This window comes from Bacillus crepusculi (assembly GCF_014764715.1).
GTDB lineage: Bacteria > Bacillota > Bacilli > Bacillales > Bacillaceae > Bacillus.
This window is the reverse complement of sequence record NZ_JACXXE010000001.1, coordinates 693096-714542: the sequence shown is the minus strand read 5'-3', so window position 1 is coordinate 714542 and position 21447 is coordinate 693096. Positions and strand designations below refer to the sequence as shown.

The window sequence follows — 21447 nt, the reverse complement described above, 5'->3', positions numbered from 1 at the left end:
ACAGCTTGGCATAATTAACGACTCGCATCATACATTTTAGAGAAGAAAAAAAGGAGGGGAATTCGTTGCGGAGTTTGTTGGATATTCTCCCGCACTCGATTGGACAAGAACTCAGGCTTCTCAAAGAGACTGAATGGGCGCAAATAGAAGAAATCCGCATTCGCACGGATCGTCCGATTGAATTGATGCAAGGCGGAAAACCGCGCTTTCTTTCCTACCACACAACAGGAGAAGATGCGTCTCAGCTATTAGGCAAGCTGAGCAATTACAGCATGTATACACTTGAGGAAGAATTAAAACAAGGCTATATCACCATTTCTGGCGGACACAGGGTGGGACTTGCAGGAAAGGTCATCGTTGAAAATGGATTTGTCAAAGGGCTAAGAGATATTTCTTCATTTAATATTCGTATCGCAAAAGAAAAAATCGGGATTGCACTTCCCTTTCTTCCTTATTTATATGAACAAAATTGGTGCAATACACTCATCATTGGTCCTCCGCAAACAGGAAAAACGACCTTGCTGCGAGATGTAGCGCGTCTTGCTAGTACAGGCACAAAAACCATTCCTCCTAGAAAAACAGGAATTATTGATGAACGCTCTGAAATTGCCGGGTGTATAAGAGGGGTGCCGCAGCATCATTTTGGGAACCGAATTGATGTGCTTGACGCGTGTCCAAAGGCTGAGGGCTTAATGATGATGATCAGGTCCATGAGCCCAGAGGTCATCATAGTAGATGAAATCGGAAAAAGCGAGGATGTACAGGCACTTTTAGAAGCCATTCATGCCGGAGTCACCATTATCGTTTCGGCTCATGGGTATTCACTTGAAGATCTATATAAACGCCCATCATTTCAGCCGTTATGGGAGCTTCGTGTGTTTGATCGATACGTTGAATTAAATAGAAAAAATGGTCCCGGCACGATCGGACGAATGTATGACAAGGACGGACAAGAGATGAAGTGGAGGCGGGGAGTGGACGTATGTTAAAGCTCATTGGCGCTATTTTCATTGTCGCGGCCACGACATGGGGCGGATTTGAGTTTGCCAAACGATACAGCGACCGGCCGAAGCAAATTCGGCAGCTCCGGTTTGCGCTCCAGTCTCTTGAAGCTGAAATTATGTATGGTCAAACTCCTTTAGCGCGGGCTGCAAAGCAAATTGCGTCGCAAGTAGGCCCCCCTGTCAATCAGTTATTTGAACAATTTGCAGAAAAACTCAAAGTCGGAACTTTTTCTGCGCGGCATGCATGGAACGAGAGTCTAGAGGATGTATGGAAAAAAACCGTTTTGAAAAAAGGCGAATATGAGGCGCTGAAGCACTTTGGAGAAACACTTGGTCAGCATGATGTCACGTCTCAGCAAAAGTATATCAAGCTAGCATTAGGCCATTTGGAATCAGAGGAGAAGGAAGCTGAAGTTGCCCAAGCGAAAAATGAAAAAATGGTCAGAAGCCTTGGATTTTTAAGCGGATTACTACTGATTCTGTTATTGATGTAAGAGGAAGGGAGTCGAGAGCATGGGCGTTGATGTAAACGTCATTTTTCAAATTGCGGGGGTAGGCATCGTCGTGGCCTTTCTTCATACGATTTTAGATCAAATGGGGAAAAAGGAGTATGCACAGTGGGTGACGCTGCTTGGGTTTATCTACATTTTGTTTATGGTGGCGACCATTGTGGATGATTTGTTTAAGAAGATTAAAGCCGTATTTCTATTTCAAGGATAGGGGAGGGCTTACAAATCGAAATCATTCAAATTGTTGGACTTGGTTTAATCGCTACTTTTCTAGCATTAATCGTCAAAGAACAAAAGCCAACCTTCGCCTTTATGTTAGTTGTATTTACAGGGTGTGTCATTTTTCTTTATTTGATTGATCAAATCTATGCCATTATCTCTATGATAGAAAAAATTGCGGCAAGTGCCGGCGTCAATATGAAGTATGTTGAAACCATTTTGAAAATTATTGGCATTGCCTATATTGCGGAATTCGGCGCTCAGCTCACGAAGGATGCTGGACAAGGCGCCATTGCATCGAAAATAGAGCTTGGCGGAAAGATTCTCATCTTGGTCATGGCGGTCCCGATTTTAACAGTCATCATTGAGACGATCTTAGGTATGATCCCGTCTATGACTTAATTGAAAAGAGGTGATGACAATGAAACGGATGACAGCTGTTATGGGACTGATGCTATTTTTTTGGCTGATCGCTCCACATGCAGATGCAAAAGAAAAGGTGCCTTTATCAAATGATGAACCAGTAGCAGAAGAAGTAGCGAATGGACAGGCTGATTCACTTGAGCTTCATTCCATCAGTGACTTTTGGGAAACGATATTGGACGAGTACGGCGGCTTTCTGCCAGAAAGCCAAAAAGGCACAGTAAAGGAAATGATTGATGGCGATAAAGAGTTGTCTCCACAAACGTGGCTGAAGGCATTTGTTCATTATCTTTTTTATGAGGTCATTGCAAACGGAAAGCTTCTTGGAACACTGATTTTACTCACCATCTTCTGTTCACTTTTGCAGCTTTTGCAAAATGCTTTTGAGCAAAGCACCGTCAGTAAAGTCGCATATGCTCTCGTTTATATGGTGCTCATCATTATTGCACTAAACAGCTTTCATGTAGCAATTTCCTATGCTACAGAAGCCATTCAGACGATGACCAGTTTTATTCTTGCTCTTATTCCTCTTTTATTAGCACTCATAGCTTCATCAGGCGGGCTAGTCTCGGCCGGATTCTTTCATCCCGTTATTTTATTTTTGATGAACACAAGCGGCGTTTTTATTCAGTATGTCGTCCTGCCGCTTATCTTTTTATCAGCGATATTGAGCATCGTCAGTACACTGACCGAACAATACAAGGTCACCCAGCTTGCACAGTTGTTAAGAAATGTAGCGATTGGCGGGCTCGCCGTTTTTTTAACCGTTTTTCTCGGCGTCATTTCTGTGCAAGGTGCATCTGCTGCCATTACTGATGGCATCGCTCTTCGAACAGCCAAATTCATCACCGGAAACTTCATTCCTGTGCTTGGCCGGATGTTTACAGATGCGACGGATACCGTCATCAGTGCCTCTGTTTTGCTTAAAAATACGGTTGGCCTTGTAGGAGTCGCCATTTTGATTTCCATTGCAGCCTTTCCAGCGATTAAGGTTCTGTCGCTTGCCCTTATATATAAGCTTGCCGCTGCCATTCTTCAGCCTCTAGGGGGCGGACCGATCATTAGCTGTCTCGATGTCATTTCAAAAAGTGTTCTTTATATATTTGCCGCACTTGCAGTTGTGTCGCTCATGTTCTTTTTAAGCATTACCGTCATCATTACGGCTGGTAATCTGACCATGATGATGAAGTAAGGAGGGGACACCTTTTGAATTTTCTCACAGAATGGATCACAAATATTATTCTCTTTATCTTATTTGCGATTGTCATAGACCTTTTGCTGCCCAATTCAAGTATGCAGAAGTATGCCAAAATGGTCGTCAGCTTATTGTTGATCGTTGTCATGCTCAATCCGATATTTGCTTTATTTCGAGCGGACCCTGACCAGATTTTCTCAGAAATAATGAAAGGGAAGGAAGAAGCACAGTCAGAAGAAATAAAAAATCAGATGAATTTAGAAAAAAAAGAAATACAAGCCTCACAGCGTGCATATATTTTAAAGCAAATGGCTGTCCAACTAGAAAAAAGCGCAAAGGAGCCACTGGAGAAGGAGAGCTATGAAATGAAACACGTAGAAGTGCTGGCAGACGAGGAGCACCTTGATCAGAATATGGAGGCAGATCAATTTCGCATCAAAGCAGTTCTTTCCCCGCTCACAGGTGATGCTGTAGAAACGGTAGCAAAGGTGGACATTGATCTCTCAAGGCAAAAGGAGGAAAGCACTGGATCTTCTAGCAAAGAGGTCACGAGGGTGAAGGAGACGCTTGCGGAGGTTTGGAATACGAGTCCTGAACACATTGCGCTGATGATTGAGGGAGGTGACGCAGCAGATCATGAATAACAAGGACTGGAAACAAAAGCTGAAATCATTGTTCCAACCGCCTGAAAAAGGTGAAGGGAAACCTAAATTAACAAAACACCATTACTTGCTACTTGTATTCATTATCGGCGTGTCTTTCATGTTAGTTAGTCAGATTCTGTCACCGCCATCCAACAAACAACAGGCTGCTGTTCCAGCTTCTAAAAAAACTGCCTCCGAAGAACAAGAGGTATTCAAGCCGGCATCCTCGGGTAAACCAAAGGACTCGATTGAGGACGTGGAGCAAGAATACGAAAATCAGTTGAAAGAAATTTTAGAGACGATTATCGGTGTTGAAGATGTATCCATTGTAGTAAATGTAGACGCGACTTCTTTAAAAGTGTTTGAGAAAAATAAATCCAATAAAAGCACAACGACCGAGGAAACAGATAAAGAAGGCGGCGTGAGAAGTGTGACGGATCAAACAAAGGAAGAAGAGATCGTCATCATCAAAAATGGCAATGAAGAAACACCTGTTGTTGTCCAAACGAAAAAACCAGACATTCGAGGTGTCCTCGTTGTTGCTCAAGGAGTAGACAACGTTCAAATAAAGAAAACCATCATTGAAGCTGTTACACGAGTGCTTGATGTACCGAGCCATAGAGTGGCTGTTGCCCCTAAAAAAATCAAGGAGGATTCGGAATGATGTTAAAAAAACAAACGGTTTGGCTATTAACGATGCTAAGTTTAGTTGTCGTATTAAGTGTGTACTATATCATGTCCCCACAAGGTGAGAATGCAGTGACAGTAGAGGATATGAAATCAAAAGGAACTGAAGAGAAAAAGACCGAAACAGAAAAAGGGACTGAAAAAGGAGCAGAAAAAGGAACGGAAAAAGGCTCAGGTGACAAGTCCACTGACAAAGAAACAAACGCCAAACAAGAGGATGTTGAAACAAGTGGTGAAGAAGGAAAGGCTGTGTCAGAGCAAACAGACGATGAGCTTTTTACAACATACAGGCTAGAGCTTGAAGATAAACGAAGCAAGCAGCGTGAAGAATTCAACGAAATCGTGTCAAGTGATGATGCAACAGCACAAGAAAAAAGTGAAGCGTATGATCAAATGACAGCACTTAGTGAAGCAGAAGGAACAGAGCGCCAGCTTGAGACATTGATTAAAACAAAAGGATACAAAGATGCGCTAGTGAGTGCTGAAGGAGATAAAGTGAGCATCACGGTTCGCTCTGATAAAAAATCAAAGAGCCAAGCGGCAGATATTATTGATATGGTCACAAAAGAAATCAGAGGGCTTGATAACGTAGCTGTCACGTTTGAACCATCCAATCAATAAAAAATGAACAAACGCCCTTTGCCGAAAAGGGCGTTTTTTAATGCGGCTTGACGGCCTCTCCAAGGCGCTTTTGCGAGACGCTTCGCCACAATAGTAGTTGAATTCAACGAAATCCTCCTGTAAGATGGTTATAGTATGTACTTTTAGTACTAGCCTATAAAAAAGATAAATCCATACATAGGGGTGCAAATCCATGTTAAAAATTGAAGAAATTCATGAACTGATTAAATTAATTGACGAATCTACAATTGATGAATTTACGTACGAAAACGAAGGTGCAAAAATCAAACTGAAGAAAAATAAAGAAGTCGTTCAGCAAGTTGCGGCACAAGCACCAGTGGCTCCTGTCCAAGCAGCTCCAGCTCAACAAGCTCCTAAAGCACAAGCTCCAGCTCAGACCGAAGCCCCTGCACAAGAGGGAGCCGCGTCTGAAAATCTGCATAAAATCACATCCCCAATGGTTGGCACATTTTATGCTTCATCTTCACCAGAAGCAGATCCTTACGTGACAACAGGTTCTAAGGTGAAGGAAAACTCAGTTGTATGCATCGTTGAAGCAATGAAACTGTTTAATGAAATCGAAGCAGAAGTAAAAGGCGAAATCGTCGAAGTATTAGCTGAAAACGGTCAGCTCGTAGAATTCGGACAACCCCTCTTTCTAGTGAAAGCAGAGTAAGGAGTACGATCATGATTAAAAAGCTATTAATTGCAAACAGAGGAGAAATCGCAGTTAGAATCATCCGTGCTTGTAAAGAGCTTGGAATTGAAACAGTTGCGGTATTTTCTGAAGCGGATCGCGATGCGCTGCATGTTCAAATGGCTGATGAAGCATATTGCATCGGACCGACTGCTTCTAAAGATAGTTATTTAAATGTCACAAACATTGTCAGTGTAGCAAAACTAACAGGTACAGATGCCATCCATCCGGGATACGGCTTCCTTGCTGAAAATGCAGACTTCGCAGAGCTTTGCGAGGAATGTAATGTGATCTTTGTTGGACCAACTGCGTCAGCGATTTCCAAAATGGGAACAAAAGATGTCGCAAGAGAAACAATGAAGCAGGCAGGCGTACCGATTGTCCCTGGTTCTCAAGGTATTGTAAAAGATCTTGATGATGCCATTTCAACAGCAGCAAGTATTGGGTATCCTGTGATTATAAAAGCAACTGCAGGCGGCGGCGGTAAAGGGATCCGCGTGGCTCGTACTGAAGAAGAGCTTATTAACGGCGTGAAAATCACGCAGCAAGAAGCTGCACAAAACTTTGGTAATCCTGGCGTCTATTTAGAAAAGTTCATCGAAGACTTTAGACACGTGGAAATCCAAGTGCTTGCAGATCAGCATGGGAATACGATTCATTTAGGAGAGCGTGATTGCTCAATCCAAAGAAGAATGCAAAAGCTTCTTGAAGAAACACCATCACCAGCACTGAATGCAGACATCCGTGAGCAAATGGGTGAAGCAGCCGTAAAAGCAGCAGAAGCTGTTGAATACACAGGTGCTGGAACAGTTGAATTCATTTATGATTATAATGAAGAGAAGTTCTATTTCATGGAAATGAATACTCGCATTCAAGTAGAGCATCCTGTTACGGAAATGGTCACAGGTGTGGACTTAATCAAAGAACAAATCATGGTGGCATCAGGTGAAAAGCTTTCACTTACCCAGGAGGATGTCGTCTATGAAGGCTGGGCGATCGAATGCCGTATTAATGCAGAGAACCCAGAGAAAAACTTCATGCCTTCAGCTGGTGAAATCAAAATGTATCTTCCGCCAGGCGGTCTAGGTGTACGTGTTGATTCTGCCGCTTATCCAGGCTATGTGATTCCACCATATTACGATAGCATGATTGCAAAAGTGATCACGTATGGTAAGACGAGAGAAGAAGCGATTGCAAAAATGAAACGTTCGCTTCAAGAATTCGTCATTGAAGGAGTCTACACAACGATTCCATTCCACCTTAGACTGCTTGAGCATGAAACTTTTGTGAGTGGTAATTTCAATACGAAGTTTTTAGAAACATATCAAATCATGAAATAATAACAGCTTTCGGAGGTGAATGATCGTGTCAGAAAACAATTTGCTTGAAATGAACCTTGATGAAGATCAATTGGGAAAAGTGCAAATTGCACCAGAAGTGATTGAAGTCATTGCTGGGATCGCCGCTTCAGAAGTCGAAGGAATTGCTGAAATGCGTGGTAATTTCGCTGCTGATGTCGCAGAACGCTTTGGTAAGAAAAATCACCGTAAAGGTGTAAAAGTAGATATCTCTGATGAAGGCATCACAATTGATGTGTATTGTGTGGTTGAATTTGGCCTATCTATTCCAAAGGTATCCACTGCTGTTCAAGAAAATATTCGTCAAACCCTTTTGAACATGACTGCCTTAATGATTAATGAAATCAACATTCATGTCGTTGGCATTCAATTTGATACAAAAGCACCTGAAGCTGAAGTAGATCAAGAAGTGTAAAAAGGGTTCAAGTGAAACCAAGGAGGCATCGCCTCTTTGGTTTTTTAAAGCCCATTTTTTGGGTGAGGTCCGAATATGGAATACGTTACGTGTTGATTGATTCGTTTTTCGCCACAGCCCGCATGGATCTTGGTGCGACGATGATCAAAATATGTTATGATCTCTGTATGGCTTAACGACAAGCGGATAAAGTGGTTAAAGGAGTAAATAATGAAAAGAAGAACTGCAAGAGAAAAGGCGCTACAAACATTATTTCAAATTGATGTCAGCAATATTGATCCGAAAGAGGCCATTACACATGCGCTGGATGAACAAGAATCAGATCCTTTTTTCGAGGAGCTGGTTTTCGGTGTGCTTGAACAAAAGGACAAGCTCGATGACATGATCTCGCAGCATCTTGTGAACTGGAAACTCGATCGTATTGCGAATGTAGACAGAGCCATTTTAAGGCTGTCTGTGTACGAGATGGTGCATCAAGATGACATCCCGGTTAGTGTTTCAATGAATGAAGCCATTGAACTGGCCAAATTATTCGGTGATGATAAAGCACCGAAATTTGTAAATGGTGTACTTTCAAACATTAAAAACGACCTAAAGCAGCTATAGGAGGATTCGACATGACAGCAACAATCATCGATGGAAAAGAAACAGCAAAAGAAAAGCGTGAACAATTAGCAAAAGAAGTAGAAGAGCTAAAACAAAAAGGAGTCACACCTGGTCTTGCCGTTATTCTAATCGGTGATGATCCGGCATCACTTTCTTACGTACGCGGGAAGAAGAAAGCAGCAGAAGCAATGGGCATGCATTTCCAGCTTGATCATTTAGATGCTTCTTTAACAGAAGAGGAGTTGCTTCAGCTGATTGATCAGTACAATGCGAATGATCAATTCCACGGGATTCTAGTTCAGCTTCCACTGCCAAAACATATTTCTGAAAAAGCCGTCATTGAACGTATTTCACCAGAGAAAGATGTGGATGGTTTTCATCCGTTAAATATCGGGAAAATGCTGCTTGGAGAAGATACGTTCCTTCCTTGTACACCAGCAGGTATTGTTGAATTGCTGAACAAAACAGGTGTCAATCTCTCTGGTAAAGAAGTCGTAGTTGTGGGACGAAGCAATATTGTCGGCAAACCTGTTGGACAATTGCTGTTAAACGAAAATGCCACCGTCACATACTGTCATTCAAGAACGGCGAATATTTCAGAGCATACGTTAAAAGCGGACATTTTAGTTGTTGCCGTCGGTCGAGCAAACTTTATTAAAGCTGACCAAATCAAAGAAGGCGCTATTGTCATCGATGTAGGAGTCAATCGTTTAGATACTGGGAAACTTGTAGGGGATGTTGATTTTGAAGAAGCAAAAGAAAAAGCTTCTTATATCACACCAGTCCCTGGCGGAGTCGGTCCAATGACGATTACGATGCTTGCACATAATACGGTTAAATCAGCAAAACGTACATTAGCATAAGCTTTATCCATTCATCCACCTGCATGCTGCTGGTGGATGAATGTGCGTTTTCAAAGAGGAGGAATACGTCATGAGTGAAAAAGCCTTTGTGACGGTCACAGCCCTTACAAAATACATAAAAAGAAAATTTGATGTGGACCCTCACTTAGAAGATATTTGGATCAAAGGTGAGTTATCCAATGTGAAAATTCATTCAAGGGGCCATGTTTACTTTACCTTGAAAGATGAAAACGCACGCATGCAAGCTGTCATGTTCCAGCGCTCCGCATCCAAGCTGCCATTTTCACCAAAGAGCGGAATGAAAGTGTTTGTACGCGGCGGGATTCAAGTGTATGAACCGAGTGGCAATTATCAATTATATGCAAAGGAAATGCAGCCTGATGGTGTTGGTGCTCTTCATCTTGCTTATGAAGAGCTGAAGAAAAAGCTAGCAAGTGAAGGCTTATTTGATGCGCGCTATAAAAAACCAATTCCTGAATATCCAGAAGTTGTAGGTGTGATTACGTCCCCAACAGGAGCGGCTGTTCGAGATGTCATTACAACGATCAATCGGCGCTATCAGCAGGCGAAAATCATCGTGCTTCCGGCGTTAGTCCAAGGTGAAAATGCCACCCGTTCAATTGTTGAGCGGATCAAAGAAGCAAATGAAAAACAGATCTGTGATGTCTTGATTGTCGGAAGAGGAGGAGGTTCAATTGAAGAACTTTGGGCCTTTAATGAAGAAGCAGTCGCAAGAGCGATCTTCGCATCAGACATTCCCATCATTTCAGCAGTAGGGCATGAAACGGACTTTACCATTAGTGATTTTACTGCAGACATGAGAGCACCCACACCAACAGGAGCAGCCGAGCTAGCTGTTCCAAGCACAGCCGATTTAATAGAACGAATCAAATCAATCGACATTCGGTTAACACGAGCTGTGAAAAATCGAACTTCACAAGCGAAGGACCGTCTTGTGGCGCTGCAATCCTCTTATGCCTTCCGTTTTCCAAAGCGATTACAAGAGCAAAAAGAGCAGCAATTCGATTTGATATTTGATCGTTTTCAAAAACAGCTGACGAGACAAATTGAACAAAAACGCAGTCAACTTGACCGGCAGACATATAGACTAAAGCCGCTACATCCAAAAGAGCAGCTACTTCAGGCAAAAAAACGCCACACCAATGAAACAGAAAAGCTCGTCCGCAGTATGAATGTGCAAATGAAAACAATTCATTCGCAGTTCCAATCTGTTCTTGGTAAACTAAATGCATTAAATCCACTTCAAGTGATGGAAAGAGGCTATAGTTTAGCCTATAAAGAAGATGAACTCATAAAAAGTGTGAACCAAGTAAATACGAAGGATCAGCTAGCCATTACAATGAAGGATGGGCGTTTGATTTGTGAGGTTATTGAGAAGGAGGGGCAATCATCATGACAGAATCAAAAAAACAAAAAGAAGAACAAATGACATTCGAAGAGGCCATGAAAGGTCTTGAAGAGATTGTTGGGAAGCTCGAAGAAGGAGATGTACCACTCGAGCAAGCCATCCATTATTTCCAAGAAGGAATGACCCTTTCAAAGCTTTGTCATGAAAAATTACAGCATGTTGAAAAGCAAATGGATTTCATTTTAAAAGAGGATGGTGAGCTTGCTCCTTTTTCAGTAAAGGAGGCAGATGCCGGTGACAAGTAATTTAAATGATTTTTTGACCACACGGAAACAGGTAATCGAAGATTATTTATTTACATATGTTCAGGAACTGCGTATTCCAGAAGAATTGAAATCCTCTATGCTTTATTCTTTAAAAGCAGGCGGAAAGAGGCTTCGTCCCGTTCTCGTCCTTGCTCTTTTACATGCCTATGGAAAAAATGAAAAAGACGGCATACCTGTTGGCTGTGCAGTGGAAATGATTCATACGTATTCATTGATACATGATGACCTTCCGTGCATGGATGATGACGATCTTCGCAGAGGAAAGCCAACCAACCATAAAGTCTATGGAGAGGCAACAGCAGTTCTTGCAGGCGATGCGCTTTTAACCGAAAGCTTCCGCCTCATAACATCGCAGCTATCTGACAATGTATCCGCTGATCAAAAGCTCAGAATCATCGACGAGCTTGTGACATCAGCAGGTGCGCTTGGAATGGTTGGCGGTCAATTTGATGACATGGAAGCAGAGCAAAAACAACAAATTCCTCTTGCTGAGCTAGAATCCATTCACGCCCGAAAAACGGGGAAGCTTCTGACCTTCAGTGTGGCAGCGGGTGCGATGCTGGCAGGTGCACCTGATGAAGATATCGAACAGCTAAGAGAATTCAGCTATCATATTGGTATAGCGTTTCAAATCCGTGATGATATTTTAGATCTTGAAGGAAGCGAAGAAAAAATAGGAAAACGGGTCGGCTCCGATACAGCAAATGAAAAGTCGACATATCCTTCTTTATTAACGCTCTCAGGTGCAAAAGAAAAACTAAATGAACACATCACACATGCAAAAGACATTGTCTCAAATCTTACGTTAGAGCAGCAATTGTTGCATGATTTATGTGATCTGATTGCCTCAAGAGATCATTAAAAACAGCCTAGATTTGAGGGTCCTCGAGCAATTGTGGTAAACTGTAAACAGTTTATTATGATGAGACAACTCTTATTCCTGCATTGGTTTTCATAGGAATAAGGCATTATATATGTATGTAGAAATTTTGTTGAAAGCGAGTTGATCCTGATTGGATCTTTTATCAATAAAAAATCCAACGTTTCTAAAAGGAATGTCAAATGCAGAATTAGAGGAGCTTAGTGCTGACATTCGTCTGTTTTTAATTGAGTCCTTAGCTAACTCTGGCGGGCACATCGGTCCGAACCTAGGTGTCGTTGAACTCACTGTTGCACTTCATAAAGTATTTGACAGCCCGAAAGATAAATTCCTTTGGGATGTTGGACATCAGTCATACGTTCACAAGCTGTTAACTGGAAGAGGTGCGGAGTTTGATACACTTCGTCAATATAAAGGACTTTGCGGTTTTCCTAAACGGAATGAAAGTGAACATGATGTATGGGAAACAGGCCATAGTTCAACCTCATTATCTGGCGCGATGGGTATGGCGGCAGCCCGAGATATCAAAGGAACAGATGAATATATTCTTCCGATTATCGGAGATGGTGCGTTAACCGGCGGTATGGCATTAGAAGCGCTCAATCACATTGGTGATGAAAAAAAAGACATGATTGTGATCTTGAATGACAATGAAATGAGTATTGCACCAAACGTCGGTGCCATTCACACAATGCTTGGCAGACTGCGCACAGCTGGTAAATACCAATGGGTGAAGGACGAACTCGAATACTTATTCAAGCGCATTCCAGCCGTAGGCGGAAAGCTTGCTGCAACAGCAGAGCGTATTAAAGACAGCTTAAAATATTTACTTGTGTCTGGCATGTTCTTTGAGGAAATGGGCTTCACCTACTTAGGTCCTGTAGATGGACATTCCTATGAAGACCTTTTTGAAAATCTTGAATATGCAAAGAAAACAAAAGGTCCTGTTCTCCTGCATGTCATCACGAAAAAAGGAAAGGGCTATCAGCCAGCAGAATCTGATAAAATCGGGACGTGGCACGGCACAGGCCCGTACAAAATTGATACAGGTGATTTTGTGAAACCGACAGTAGCTGCCCCGTCATGGAGCGGTCTTGTCAGTGAAACTGTCAGAAAGCTGGCGCGGGAAGATGAGCGAATTGTCGCGATCACGCCTGCGATGCCTGTAGGCTCAAAGCTTGAAGGGTTTGCAAAGGAATTTCCAGAGCGAATGTTTGATGTAGGGATTGCAGAGCAGCACGCAGCCACAATGGCGGCTGGGCTTGCAACGCAGAACATGAAGCCGTTTCTAGCGATCTACTCAACGTTCCTTCAAAGAGCCTATGATCAAGTGCTGCATGACATTTGCCGTCAGAACCTCAATGTGTTTATCGGAATTGATCGTGCGGGTCTTGTCGGTGCAGATGGAGAAACGCATCAAGGTGTGTTTGATATTGCTTTCATGCGTCATATGCCGAATATGGTCCTGATGATGCCAAAAGATGAAAATGAAGGACAGCACATGGTTAATACAGCCATTCAATATGATGACGGTCCTATTGCGATGCGCTTCCCGCGCGGAAATGGCCTCGGCGTTAAAATGGATGAACAACTGAAAACCATTCCGATTGGCTCGTGGGAAGTCCTTCGTCCAGGGAAGGATGCCGTGATTTTAACATTTGGTACGACCATTAAAATGGCGCTACAGGCAGCAGAGGAACTGCAAAAAGAAGGGAAATCGATTCGTGTCGTCAATGCTCGTTTCATTAAACCCCTTGATGAAGAAATGCTAAATGATATACTGTCTGAGGACATTCCGATTTTAACGATTGAAGAAGCTGTGCTCCAAGGTGGATTTGGAAGCAGCGTATTAGAATATATACACGACAAGAAGGCGTCACATATAAAGGTAGACCGTATGGGCATTCCAGATGAATTTATTGAGCATGGAAGTGTTGATGCCTTGCTAGAAGAAATTGGTCTGACGAAAGCGCAGGTTGCTGAGGCTTTACGAAACCTGCTTCCAGCAGCACCAAGAAAAGGAATTGGATCATGACATCAAAGAAGGAACGACTTGACGTTTTATTAGTTGAACAAGGACTAATGGAAACGAGAGAGAAAGCAAAGCGTGCCATTATGGCAGGGATCGTTTACTCAAATGAAACCCGTTTGGATAAACCAGGAGAAAAAATCGCCCGTGATACACCGCTCACAGTGAAAGGCAACCCTTTAAAATATGTGAGCCGCGGCGGGTTAAAGCTTGAAAAAGCGCTAAAAGAATTTGACTTAACTGTTGAAGGAAAAATGCTGATCGATATCGGCTCATCAACAGGCGGATTCACAGATTGTGCCCTCCAAAATGGAGCGGTCAAATCATACGCAGTTGATGTTGGCTACAATCAGCTTGCGTGGAAATTAAGACAGGATGACCGAGTGATCGTGATGGAACGCACCAATTTCCGCCATTCCGTCCCAGCTGATTTTACTGAAGGATTGCCAGAAGTGGCGTCGATTGATGTGTCTTTTATTTCACTTAAACTCATTCTTCCGGCTTTAAAGCATATTCTTGTCCCAGGCGGTGACTGTATTGCGCTCGTCAAGCCGCAATTTGAAGCAGGCAGAGAGCTTGTCGGAAAAAAAGGCATCGTGCGTGATCCATCTGTCCACCTTGGTGTGCTAGAAGAAATGAATCAATTTGCTGCAAAAGAAGGCTATGATGTAAAGGATGTTGCTTTTTCACCAATCACTGGTGGCGACGGAAATATTGAATTCCTGCTTCATTTGGTCCTCCATCCTGATCAAGAGAAGAATGCGGCACTTCCAGCTTCTGAACTTGAGAAAGTGGTCAAGGAAGCCCATTCCGTATTGAAACAAAAGAAAAACAGTCCTGAGCCGGCTGACACATGAGATCATTCAAACAAAAGGAATAATAGCTCGCTATTATTCCTTTTAGATTGTTGACAAAGGGCTAAAATGAACTTTATTTTAGCCCTTTGTCTTCTTTTCAGCGTGATTGAAAACCTTTGAAGTCTAGGAAGGACGAGCACTGGCGCGGAGTGAATTTGATATTCGTGAGCACCAGCGCGCAGGACTGACACCGAATGCGAGGGTTTGTCTACACGCTGAAAGGAATAATAGCTCGCTATTATTCCTTTTTACATGGTCAAAAGACGAGAATTGGCAGTTTCTCACGTAATGCTTGTTTTTTGAAGTGTGCATCATATAACATAGAACGTAAAGACAAACTGAGAAACAAACGCCTAGGGGGGTCAAAATGAATAAAGGTCAAAGACATATTAAGATTAGAGAAATCATTGCAAGCCAAGAGATCGAAACACAAGATGAATTAGTCGATATTTTGAAAGCTGATGGATATAACATCACACAGGCGACTGTATCACGAGATATTAAAGAATTACATTTAGTGAAAGTACCGACGAACAATGGAACGTATAAATACAGCCTTCCTGCTGATCAGCGGTTTAACCCGCTGTCAAAACTGAAGCGATCCCTCATGGATGCATTTATTAAGCTTGATGCTGCCAGCCATTTAATCGTTCTGAAAACAATGCCAGGTAATGCTCAGGCCATCGGGGCTTTAATGGATAATTTAGATTGGGAAGAAATTATGGGAACCATTTGCGGAGATGATACCATTTTGATTATTTGCCGCACACCAGATGATACGGATACAGTATCGGCCAAAATTTTAGAGCTTCTATAAAGAGATCAGGTTTACAAAAAGAGGTGTCAAATGAGTGTTAGCAGAACTAACCATTAAAAACTTTGCAATCATTGAAGAGTTAACGGTTTCATTTGAAAAAGGACTCACGGTTTTAACAGGGGAAACAGGCGCCGGAAAATCAATCATGATTGACGCTGTCTCACTTCTTGTAGGAGGAAGAGGATCATCTGAATTTGTTCGTTACGGTGAAAAAAAAGCAGAGCTGGAAGGGCTTTTTCTTGTGCCGGCACATCATCCTGTATTCGCCTTATGCGAAGAGCAAGGAATAGATGCATCGGATGAAATGATGATTCTCCGCCGTGATATTAACAATAGCGGAAAAAGCATCTGCCGCATTAATGGGAAGCTTGTCACGATTTCTCTCCTACGAGAAGTAGGGCGGCTTTTGCTCGATATACATGGGCAGCACGATAATCAGCTATTGATGGAGGATGAAAACCATCTGCATTTGCTTGATCAATTTGGGGCAGAAGAAATTGCACCTGCTTTATCACAATACCATGAAGCGTATGATCAATATATCAAGACCGCTCAAAAGCTAAAACAGCTCTCGGAAAATGAGCAGGAAATGGTGCACCGTTTAGACTTGCTACAATTTCAATTGGAAGAGATTGAAGCGGCTCAATTAGAACCAGGAGAAGATGAAAAGCTTCAGGAAGAACGTCATCAAATCAGCAACTACGAAAAAATCTATTCATCACTTCAAAACGCGTATAACGCCCTGCGCAATGAGCAAGGAGGGCTTGATTGGGTTGGGATGGCTTCAAGCGAGCTAGAGCAGGTGTCTGAGATCAATGATGATCTGAACAAACTCTCTGAGCAAGTGTCGAACTCTTATTACTTATTGGAGGATTCTACTTTCCAAATGCGCAGCATGCTGGATCAGTTAGAATTCGACCCGGCGCGTCTTGATTTTATTGAGTCTAGATTGAATGAAATGAAGCAGCTAAAGCGAAAGTATGGTACAACGGTTGAGGAAATTTTGGAATATGCGGCGAAGATTGAAGAAGAAATAGATCAAATCCAAAATCGAGACAGCCACCTGCAAACGCTCAAAAACAAACTGGATGCGATGAGCCGTGATGCTTTGCTGGAAGCACTTAACGTTTCAGAGCTCCGCAAAAAATGGGCCAAAAAGCTAGCAAAACAAATTCAAGCGGAGTTAAAGGATTTGTATATGGAGAAGTCTTCATTTGACACAGCTTTTGCCATTCGGTATGCACCCTTTGGCAGCACGGACTATCCTCTATTAGACGGAAAGCCCGTCCAGCTTGGGAAAAATGGTATCGACCAAGCGCAATTTGTCATTTCTACAAATACAGGCGAACCGATGAAATCCTTGTCAAAAGTAGCCTCAGGTGGAGAGATTTCACGTGTTATGCTGGCAGTGAAAAGTATTTTCTCAGCCAAACAAGAAGTCACATCCATTATTTTTGATGAAGTTGATACAGGTGTCAGCGGCAGGGTCGCACAAGCCATTGCCGAAAAAATTTATAAAGTAGCGGCAGGATCACAAGTGCTATGCATCACACATCTGCCTCAAGTAGCGGCAATGGCTGACACACATCTCTTCATTTCTAAACGATCTAAAGCCGGCAGAACACTAACGAGTGTCAAACCATTAAGTCATGAAGAAAAAGTAAGTGAAATTGGCCGAATGATTGCGGGTGTGGAAGTCACTGAGCTGACAAAACAGCACGCTAAAGAATTATTGCGCCAAGCAAATGATGTCAAAACGACAGGGTAGCTGAATAACCAGCTGCCTTTTTTATATTGTCTAACATTCGCTGTATATACGCATGAAATCTTCTTTTTCTTTTATCAATTTATCCAATCATTTTCTACATGTGCCAGTTATAAATCCATGCGAAGAAGGCAAAAGTATAGATGTAGCCAAAACATTAGTGTTCTGGTGTGGGTAAGGAGCGAGGAGAGTGAAAAATGAATGCCCGAAAAGATGAGAAAAGCCATTGGTGTGATTCTCCTTGTTTCTTTAATAAGTACAGGGTTTATGAGCATAGTGAAGGAATATATCAGCATTCCAACAAATGTTGCTGTATTTGAAAAAGAGAAGCACTCAATTGAGACATCGATTGAAGCCTCAGCCAATACTTCTTCACCAGCCTTTAGTCTTTCAGAGAAAAAGAACCAGCTTGAGGTAACCGGACAAAAGGCGGGAAAAGCCGAAATTGTTTATGATTTTAAAGGATTCCCTATTAAGAAAACAAAAGTCGATGTTCTTCCTGAATTAAAAGTCATTCCTGGAGGACAATCCATTGGCGTCAAGCTCCACTCAGTCGGAGTGCTTGTTGTAGGTTTTCATCAAATCACAACAGCAGACGGCAAAAAATCACCAGGTGAAGCCGCAGGCATTCAATCAGGGGATATGATCATCGAAATCAATGGTCAAAAAATGGAAAAAATGAATGATCTCACCCCATTTATCCAGAAAGCAGGGAAAACGGGTGAAACCCTTCATTTACTCATAAAAAGAGATCATAAAACCTTTCAAACCACATTAACACCCGCAAAAGATGCAAGTGAAAACACCTATCGAATTGGTCTTTACATTCGAGATTCCGCAGCAGGAATCGGCACGATGACCTTCTTTGAACCATCTTCTAAAAAATATGGTGCCCTTGGGCATGTGATTTCTGACATGGATACAAAAAAACCAATTGTTGTCGACAACGGTGAAATTGTCAGATCAACCGTCACATCGATTGAAAAAGGTACAGGAGGCAACCCTGGAGAAAAACTGGCGAGGTTTTCATCCGAGCGAAAAACGATAGGTGATATCTCGCGCAACAGTCCATTCGGTATCTTTGGGACATTAACCGAAAAGCTTGAAAATCATGTAGCAGACAAACCACTTCCAGTCGCTTTATCAAATGAAGTAAAAGAAGGCCCAGCAGAGATCTTAACCGTTGTGGATCATGATAAAGTGGAGAAGTTTGATATTAAAATCGTCAGCACAACACCGCAGAAGTTCCCGGCTACAAAAGGGATGGTGCTAAAGGTAACAGATGAACGGTTATTAAGCAAAACGGGCGGAATTGTTCAAGGAATGAGCGGAAGCCCCATCATCCAAAATGGCAAAGTGATTGGAGCAGTCACACACGTATTCGTCAATGACCCGACAAGTGGATACGGCGTACACATTGAATGGATGCTGTCAGAAGCAGGAATCGATCTTTATCAGAAAAACAAAAAAGCAAGCTGATCTCAAACTGCCGCGAATCTTCCGGCAGTTTTTTTCTACCCTTTCTTTCTCTGTCATCATGTTATAAAATAAGGAAAAAGAGATTTTTCGACAAAATGGAAAATAGGTTGTTGTCAAATTGCAATAATCGTCGATTCATTAAGAAAAACGTAGAAAAAGCTAGATAATGCTCTATTATTCGGAAAATTAAAGTTTTTTAAAGGGGATAGCATGGTTTTGTCGAATTGAACACTCAGAAGAGAATTGCCAAAGAATAAAGGAATCGACATTGGGGAGGAAAGAACGTGGAGAAAATTAAAGTGTGTGTAGCTGATGACAATCGAGAACTTGTTGGTCTTTTGACAGAGTATATTGAGGGACAGGAAGATATGGAAGTACTTGGCGTGGCGTATAATGGTCAGGAATGTCTGACGTTATTTAAAGATAAAGAGCCCGATGTTCTTCTCTTAGATATTATCATGCCTCATTTAGACGGTCTTGCTGTACTGGAACGACTTCGTGAAAACTCTGATATGACCAAGCAGCCAAGCGTGATTATGCTAACGGCGTTCGGACAAGAAGATGTAACGAAAAAGGCAGTCGATTTAGGCGCATCCTATTTCATTTTAAAGCCATTTGACATGGAAAACCTAGTAGGTCATATTCGTCAAGTCAGCGGAAACGGCACACAAATCACCCATCGATCTTCATCTATCCAAAGCAGTGTCCTTCGCAGCAAACCTGAACCGAAACGTAAAAACTTAGATGCGAGCATTACGACGATTATTCATGAAATTGGCGTGCCAGCTCATATTAAAGGATATTTATACTTAAGAGAAGCGATTTCTATGGTCTACAATGATATTGAGCTTCTAGGCAGCATTACAAAAGTATTGTATCCAGACATCGCGAAGAAATTTAACACGACTGCCAGCAGGGTGGAACGAGCGATTCGTCATGCCATTGAAGTCGCCTGGAGTAGAGGAAACATCGATTCCATTTCCTCACTTTTTGGTTACACAGTTAGCATGTCAAAAGCCAAACCGACAAACTCAGAATTTATTGCCATGGTGGCAGATCGTCTTCGTTTAGAACATAGAGCAAGTTAATTCAATTGACATGAAAAAACGTTTCTTCATAGAGGCGTTTTTTTATGTTGAAAAACATTGTTAAAAAATGGTTATATTGATAAAATCATCTTAATGTTTAAATTGACAAACGGGCTCTGCTTTATTTTCAGAATAAAATGAAAAATAAAGCATGAAAGAATTCGATATGACATAAAGTAGTGATAATCAGCTACGCCAATCAACCGATGTAGAAGAAGGAAACGCTCATTCGTAAGTAAAAGGATGAGAGGAAAAAGTCTGATGTAATTGGTAATTAAAGCTAATGAGATCGAAAGTTCTATTTCTATCGACCTGGTTGGTTGGCGTTTTAAAGTCACTGGCTTCTTAGAGATTGTGCCATTTGAACTGAATATTCCCATTGTCGAATTTAATAATTTTCACATTCTTTTACTATGCTATAATAATGAAAAGAAGAGGGTGAGGTTATGGGAAAGCTGAAAATCCACTCTGCTGAAGTAGCGAACGAAATTAGCAAGTGGACGAGGGTCATTTCTCAGAATGATCTAGAAAAATCTGCTATCTATAAAGAGAAAATTCAGAATTTGCTAAAAAATACAGATGAAGACCGCGAAGTTCTCCTTTATTATCAGCTAGTTGACGGCAGACATGAAATGTTACTTGGAAATATTGAAAAAGCCAATCAAATTATGAAAAGTGTCGGAACGCTCGATGAAAAAGCAGATGACATTATTAATTTTTATTTTTACTTTTACAAAGGCCAATACGCTGCATATGTAAAGAAGTATGATGAGGCCATTAGTTTTTACAAAATTGCGGAACAGCGCCTAAAACGTGTGAATGAAGATCTGGAAGTGGGAACTTTTCACCATAAGGTTGCTTCGATTTATTACGAGCTGAAACAAAATTTCATCTCCATTAATCATATTAAAAAAGCCATCGATACATTCAAAGCGCATGAAGAGTATACAGCGCAGGCGATTGACAGCTTAATTTTACATGCCAGCAATTGTATTGATTTGTTCCAATTCGATGAAGCAGAGGCTAAATATCAAGAGGCACTTGAGAAAAGTAAGCGCATTAACAATGAAGTGCTGATTGGGAAATGCTATCACAATTTAGCCGTCCTTTATTATGCAAAGCCTGATTATGATAAAAGCGCACAATATGCAAAAAAAGGGATGGGCATTCAAATTCACCGCGACAATAGCCATTATTACATCCAATCTTTATATGTTCTGGCAAATGCTTTAGTTCATCTAGGAGATCAAGAGGCGAAAGAATATATCAAAGAGGGTATTCAGTATAGTTGTGATATCCAAAATAATGAATATATAGTAAAATTTGAAATTTTAGATTTGATGTGCGAAAATAGTGGAGTAGCAGACGTATTCTCTGAAAAATTAGACTACATAGAAAAAAATAGATTATATGTGGAGCTTGAGGATTTGTCTGAACAAATATCGAAATACTTCAAGGAAAGAAATGACTATCAAAATGCTATACGTTTTCTTGAAAAGAAATTCGATGCACAAATACTTCAAAAGAAAGTGGAGGTTATCTTATGAAAAAGTTGTTGTTAGGTGTAACAGTCGTTACAGCAGTCGCAGTATTTTC

Annotated in this window: 23 protein-coding genes; all 23 read left to right on the top strand. The window is 41.6% G+C overall.

Features of this window, described 5'->3' with window-relative positions:
* Positions 1-65: 65 nt before the first annotated feature.
* The 23 genes from spoIIIAA (at position 66) to IEE86_RS03550 (ending at position 21398) form a co-directional block, all read left to right on the top strand.
* Positions 66-989, top strand: coding sequence for a stage III sporulation protein AA (gene spoIIIAA, locus IEE86_RS03660; RefSeq protein WP_191095986.1), 924 nt, complete (start codon positions 66-68; stop codon positions 987-989).
* Positions 983-1498 carry a stage III sporulation protein SpoIIIAB gene (gene spoIIIAB / locus IEE86_RS03655; RefSeq protein ID WP_191095985.1) on the top strand — a complete coding sequence of 172 codons (516 nt, stop codon included), beginning with the start codon at positions 983-985 and terminating at the stop codon, positions 1496-1498. Before spoIIIAA ends, spoIIIAB begins: the two co-directional genes overlap by 7 nt.
* A gap of 19 nt (positions 1499-1517) precedes the next feature.
* Positions 1518-1724 carry a stage III sporulation protein AC gene (gene spoIIIAC / locus IEE86_RS03650; RefSeq protein ID WP_003153142.1) on the top strand — a complete coding sequence of 69 codons (207 nt, stop codon included), beginning with the start codon at positions 1518-1520 and terminating at the stop codon, positions 1722-1724.
* The gene (spoIIIAD, locus tag IEE86_RS03645) at positions 1721-2134 is read left to right on the top strand and encodes a stage III sporulation protein AD (RefSeq protein ID WP_087978339.1); all 414 of its coding nucleotides are present in this window, start codon (positions 1721-1723) and stop codon (positions 2132-2134) included. The genes spoIIIAC and spoIIIAD overlap by 4 nt, the downstream gene beginning before the upstream one ends.
* Positions 2135-2153: 19 nt before the next feature.
* Complete coding sequence (spoIIIAE, locus tag IEE86_RS03640) at positions 2154-3347, top strand: stage III sporulation protein AE (protein WP_191095984.1); 1194 nt, start codon at positions 2154-2156, stop codon at positions 3345-3347.
* Between the two features lie 14 nt (positions 3348-3361).
* Entirely contained in the window at positions 3362-3994 is a 633-nt protein-coding gene (gene spoIIIAF / locus IEE86_RS03635; RefSeq protein WP_191095983.1) for a stage III sporulation protein AF, read from the top strand.
* A complete protein-coding gene (spoIIIAG, locus tag IEE86_RS03630; protein ID WP_191095982.1) occupies positions 3987-4658 on the top strand; it encodes a stage III sporulation protein AG in 672 nt (223 codons plus the stop codon). The genes spoIIIAF and spoIIIAG overlap by 8 nt, the downstream gene beginning before the upstream one ends.
* Positions 4658-5302, top strand: coding sequence for a SpoIIIAH-like family protein (locus tag IEE86_RS03625; RefSeq protein WP_191096041.1), 645 nt, complete (start codon positions 4658-4660; stop codon positions 5300-5302). The genes spoIIIAG and IEE86_RS03625 overlap by 1 nt, the downstream gene beginning before the upstream one ends.
* Before the next feature lie 193 nt (positions 5303-5495).
* Positions 5496-5978 (top strand): acetyl-CoA carboxylase biotin carboxyl carrier protein, encoded by a 483-nt coding sequence (gene accB, locus IEE86_RS03620; RefSeq protein ID WP_024718862.1) that lies wholly within the window; start codon positions 5496-5498, stop codon positions 5976-5978.
* 11 nt (positions 5979-5989) lie between these two features.
* A complete protein-coding gene (accC, locus tag IEE86_RS03615) occupies positions 5990-7339 on the top strand; it encodes an acetyl-CoA carboxylase biotin carboxylase subunit (RefSeq protein WP_191095981.1) in 1350 nt (449 codons plus the stop codon).
* A gap of 25 nt (positions 7340-7364) precedes the next feature.
* A complete protein-coding gene (locus tag IEE86_RS03610; RefSeq protein ID WP_191095980.1) occupies positions 7365-7772 on the top strand; it encodes an Asp23/Gls24 family envelope stress response protein in 408 nt (135 codons plus the stop codon).
* A gap of 210 nt (positions 7773-7982) precedes the next feature.
* A complete protein-coding gene (gene nusB, locus IEE86_RS03605; RefSeq protein ID WP_191095979.1) occupies positions 7983-8378 on the top strand; it encodes a transcription antitermination factor NusB in 396 nt (131 codons plus the stop codon).
* Between the two features lie 11 nt (positions 8379-8389).
* The gene (folD, locus tag IEE86_RS03600; RefSeq protein ID WP_012010529.1) at positions 8390-9241 is read left to right on the top strand and encodes a bifunctional methylenetetrahydrofolate dehydrogenase/methenyltetrahydrofolate cyclohydrolase FolD; all 852 of its coding nucleotides are present in this window, start codon (positions 8390-8392) and stop codon (positions 9239-9241) included.
* Between the two features lie 70 nt (positions 9242-9311).
* Complete coding sequence (gene xseA / locus IEE86_RS03595) at positions 9312-10658, top strand: exodeoxyribonuclease VII large subunit (protein WP_191095978.1); 1347 nt, start codon at positions 9312-9314, stop codon at positions 10656-10658.
* Positions 10655-10915: an exodeoxyribonuclease VII small subunit gene (locus IEE86_RS03590; RefSeq protein WP_191095977.1), complete on the top strand. Its 261-nt coding sequence runs from the start codon at positions 10655-10657 to the stop codon at positions 10913-10915. Before xseA ends, IEE86_RS03590 begins: the two co-directional genes overlap by 4 nt.
* Positions 10899-11798, top strand: coding sequence for a polyprenyl synthetase family protein (locus IEE86_RS03585; RefSeq protein ID WP_191095976.1), 900 nt, complete (start codon positions 10899-10901; stop codon positions 11796-11798). The genes IEE86_RS03590 and IEE86_RS03585 overlap by 17 nt, the downstream gene beginning before the upstream one ends.
* 151 nt (positions 11799-11949) lie before the next feature.
* A complete protein-coding gene (dxs, locus tag IEE86_RS03580; protein WP_191095975.1) occupies positions 11950-13851 on the top strand; it encodes a 1-deoxy-D-xylulose-5-phosphate synthase in 1902 nt (633 codons plus the stop codon).
* Positions 13848-14702 carry a TlyA family RNA methyltransferase gene (locus IEE86_RS03575; protein WP_191095974.1) on the top strand — a complete coding sequence of 285 codons (855 nt, stop codon included), beginning with the start codon at positions 13848-13850 and terminating at the stop codon, positions 14700-14702. Before dxs ends, IEE86_RS03575 begins: the two co-directional genes overlap by 4 nt.
* A gap of 367 nt (positions 14703-15069) precedes the next feature.
* Positions 15070-15519: a transcriptional regulator AhrC/ArgR gene (gene ahrC / locus IEE86_RS03570; protein ID WP_191095973.1), complete on the top strand. Its 450-nt coding sequence runs from the start codon at positions 15070-15072 to the stop codon at positions 15517-15519.
* 34 nt (positions 15520-15553) lie between these two features.
* Positions 15554-17287, top strand: a complete 1734-nt coding sequence (recN, locus tag IEE86_RS03565) for a DNA repair protein RecN (RefSeq protein WP_191095972.1) — start codon at positions 15554-15556, stop codon at positions 17285-17287.
* A gap of 198 nt (positions 17288-17485) precedes the next feature.
* A complete protein-coding gene (gene spoIVB / locus IEE86_RS03560) occupies positions 17486-18763 on the top strand; it encodes a SpoIVB peptidase (RefSeq protein WP_191095971.1) in 1278 nt (425 codons plus the stop codon).
* A gap of 284 nt (positions 18764-19047) precedes the next feature.
* Positions 19048-19851: a sporulation transcription factor Spo0A gene (spo0A, locus tag IEE86_RS03555; RefSeq protein ID WP_191095970.1), complete on the top strand. Its 804-nt coding sequence runs from the start codon at positions 19048-19050 to the stop codon at positions 19849-19851.
* 446 nt (positions 19852-20297) lie between these two features.
* A complete protein-coding gene (locus tag IEE86_RS03550) occupies positions 20298-21398 on the top strand; it encodes a Rap family tetratricopeptide repeat protein (protein WP_191095969.1) in 1101 nt (366 codons plus the stop codon).
* Positions 21399-21447: the final 49 nt, after the last annotated feature.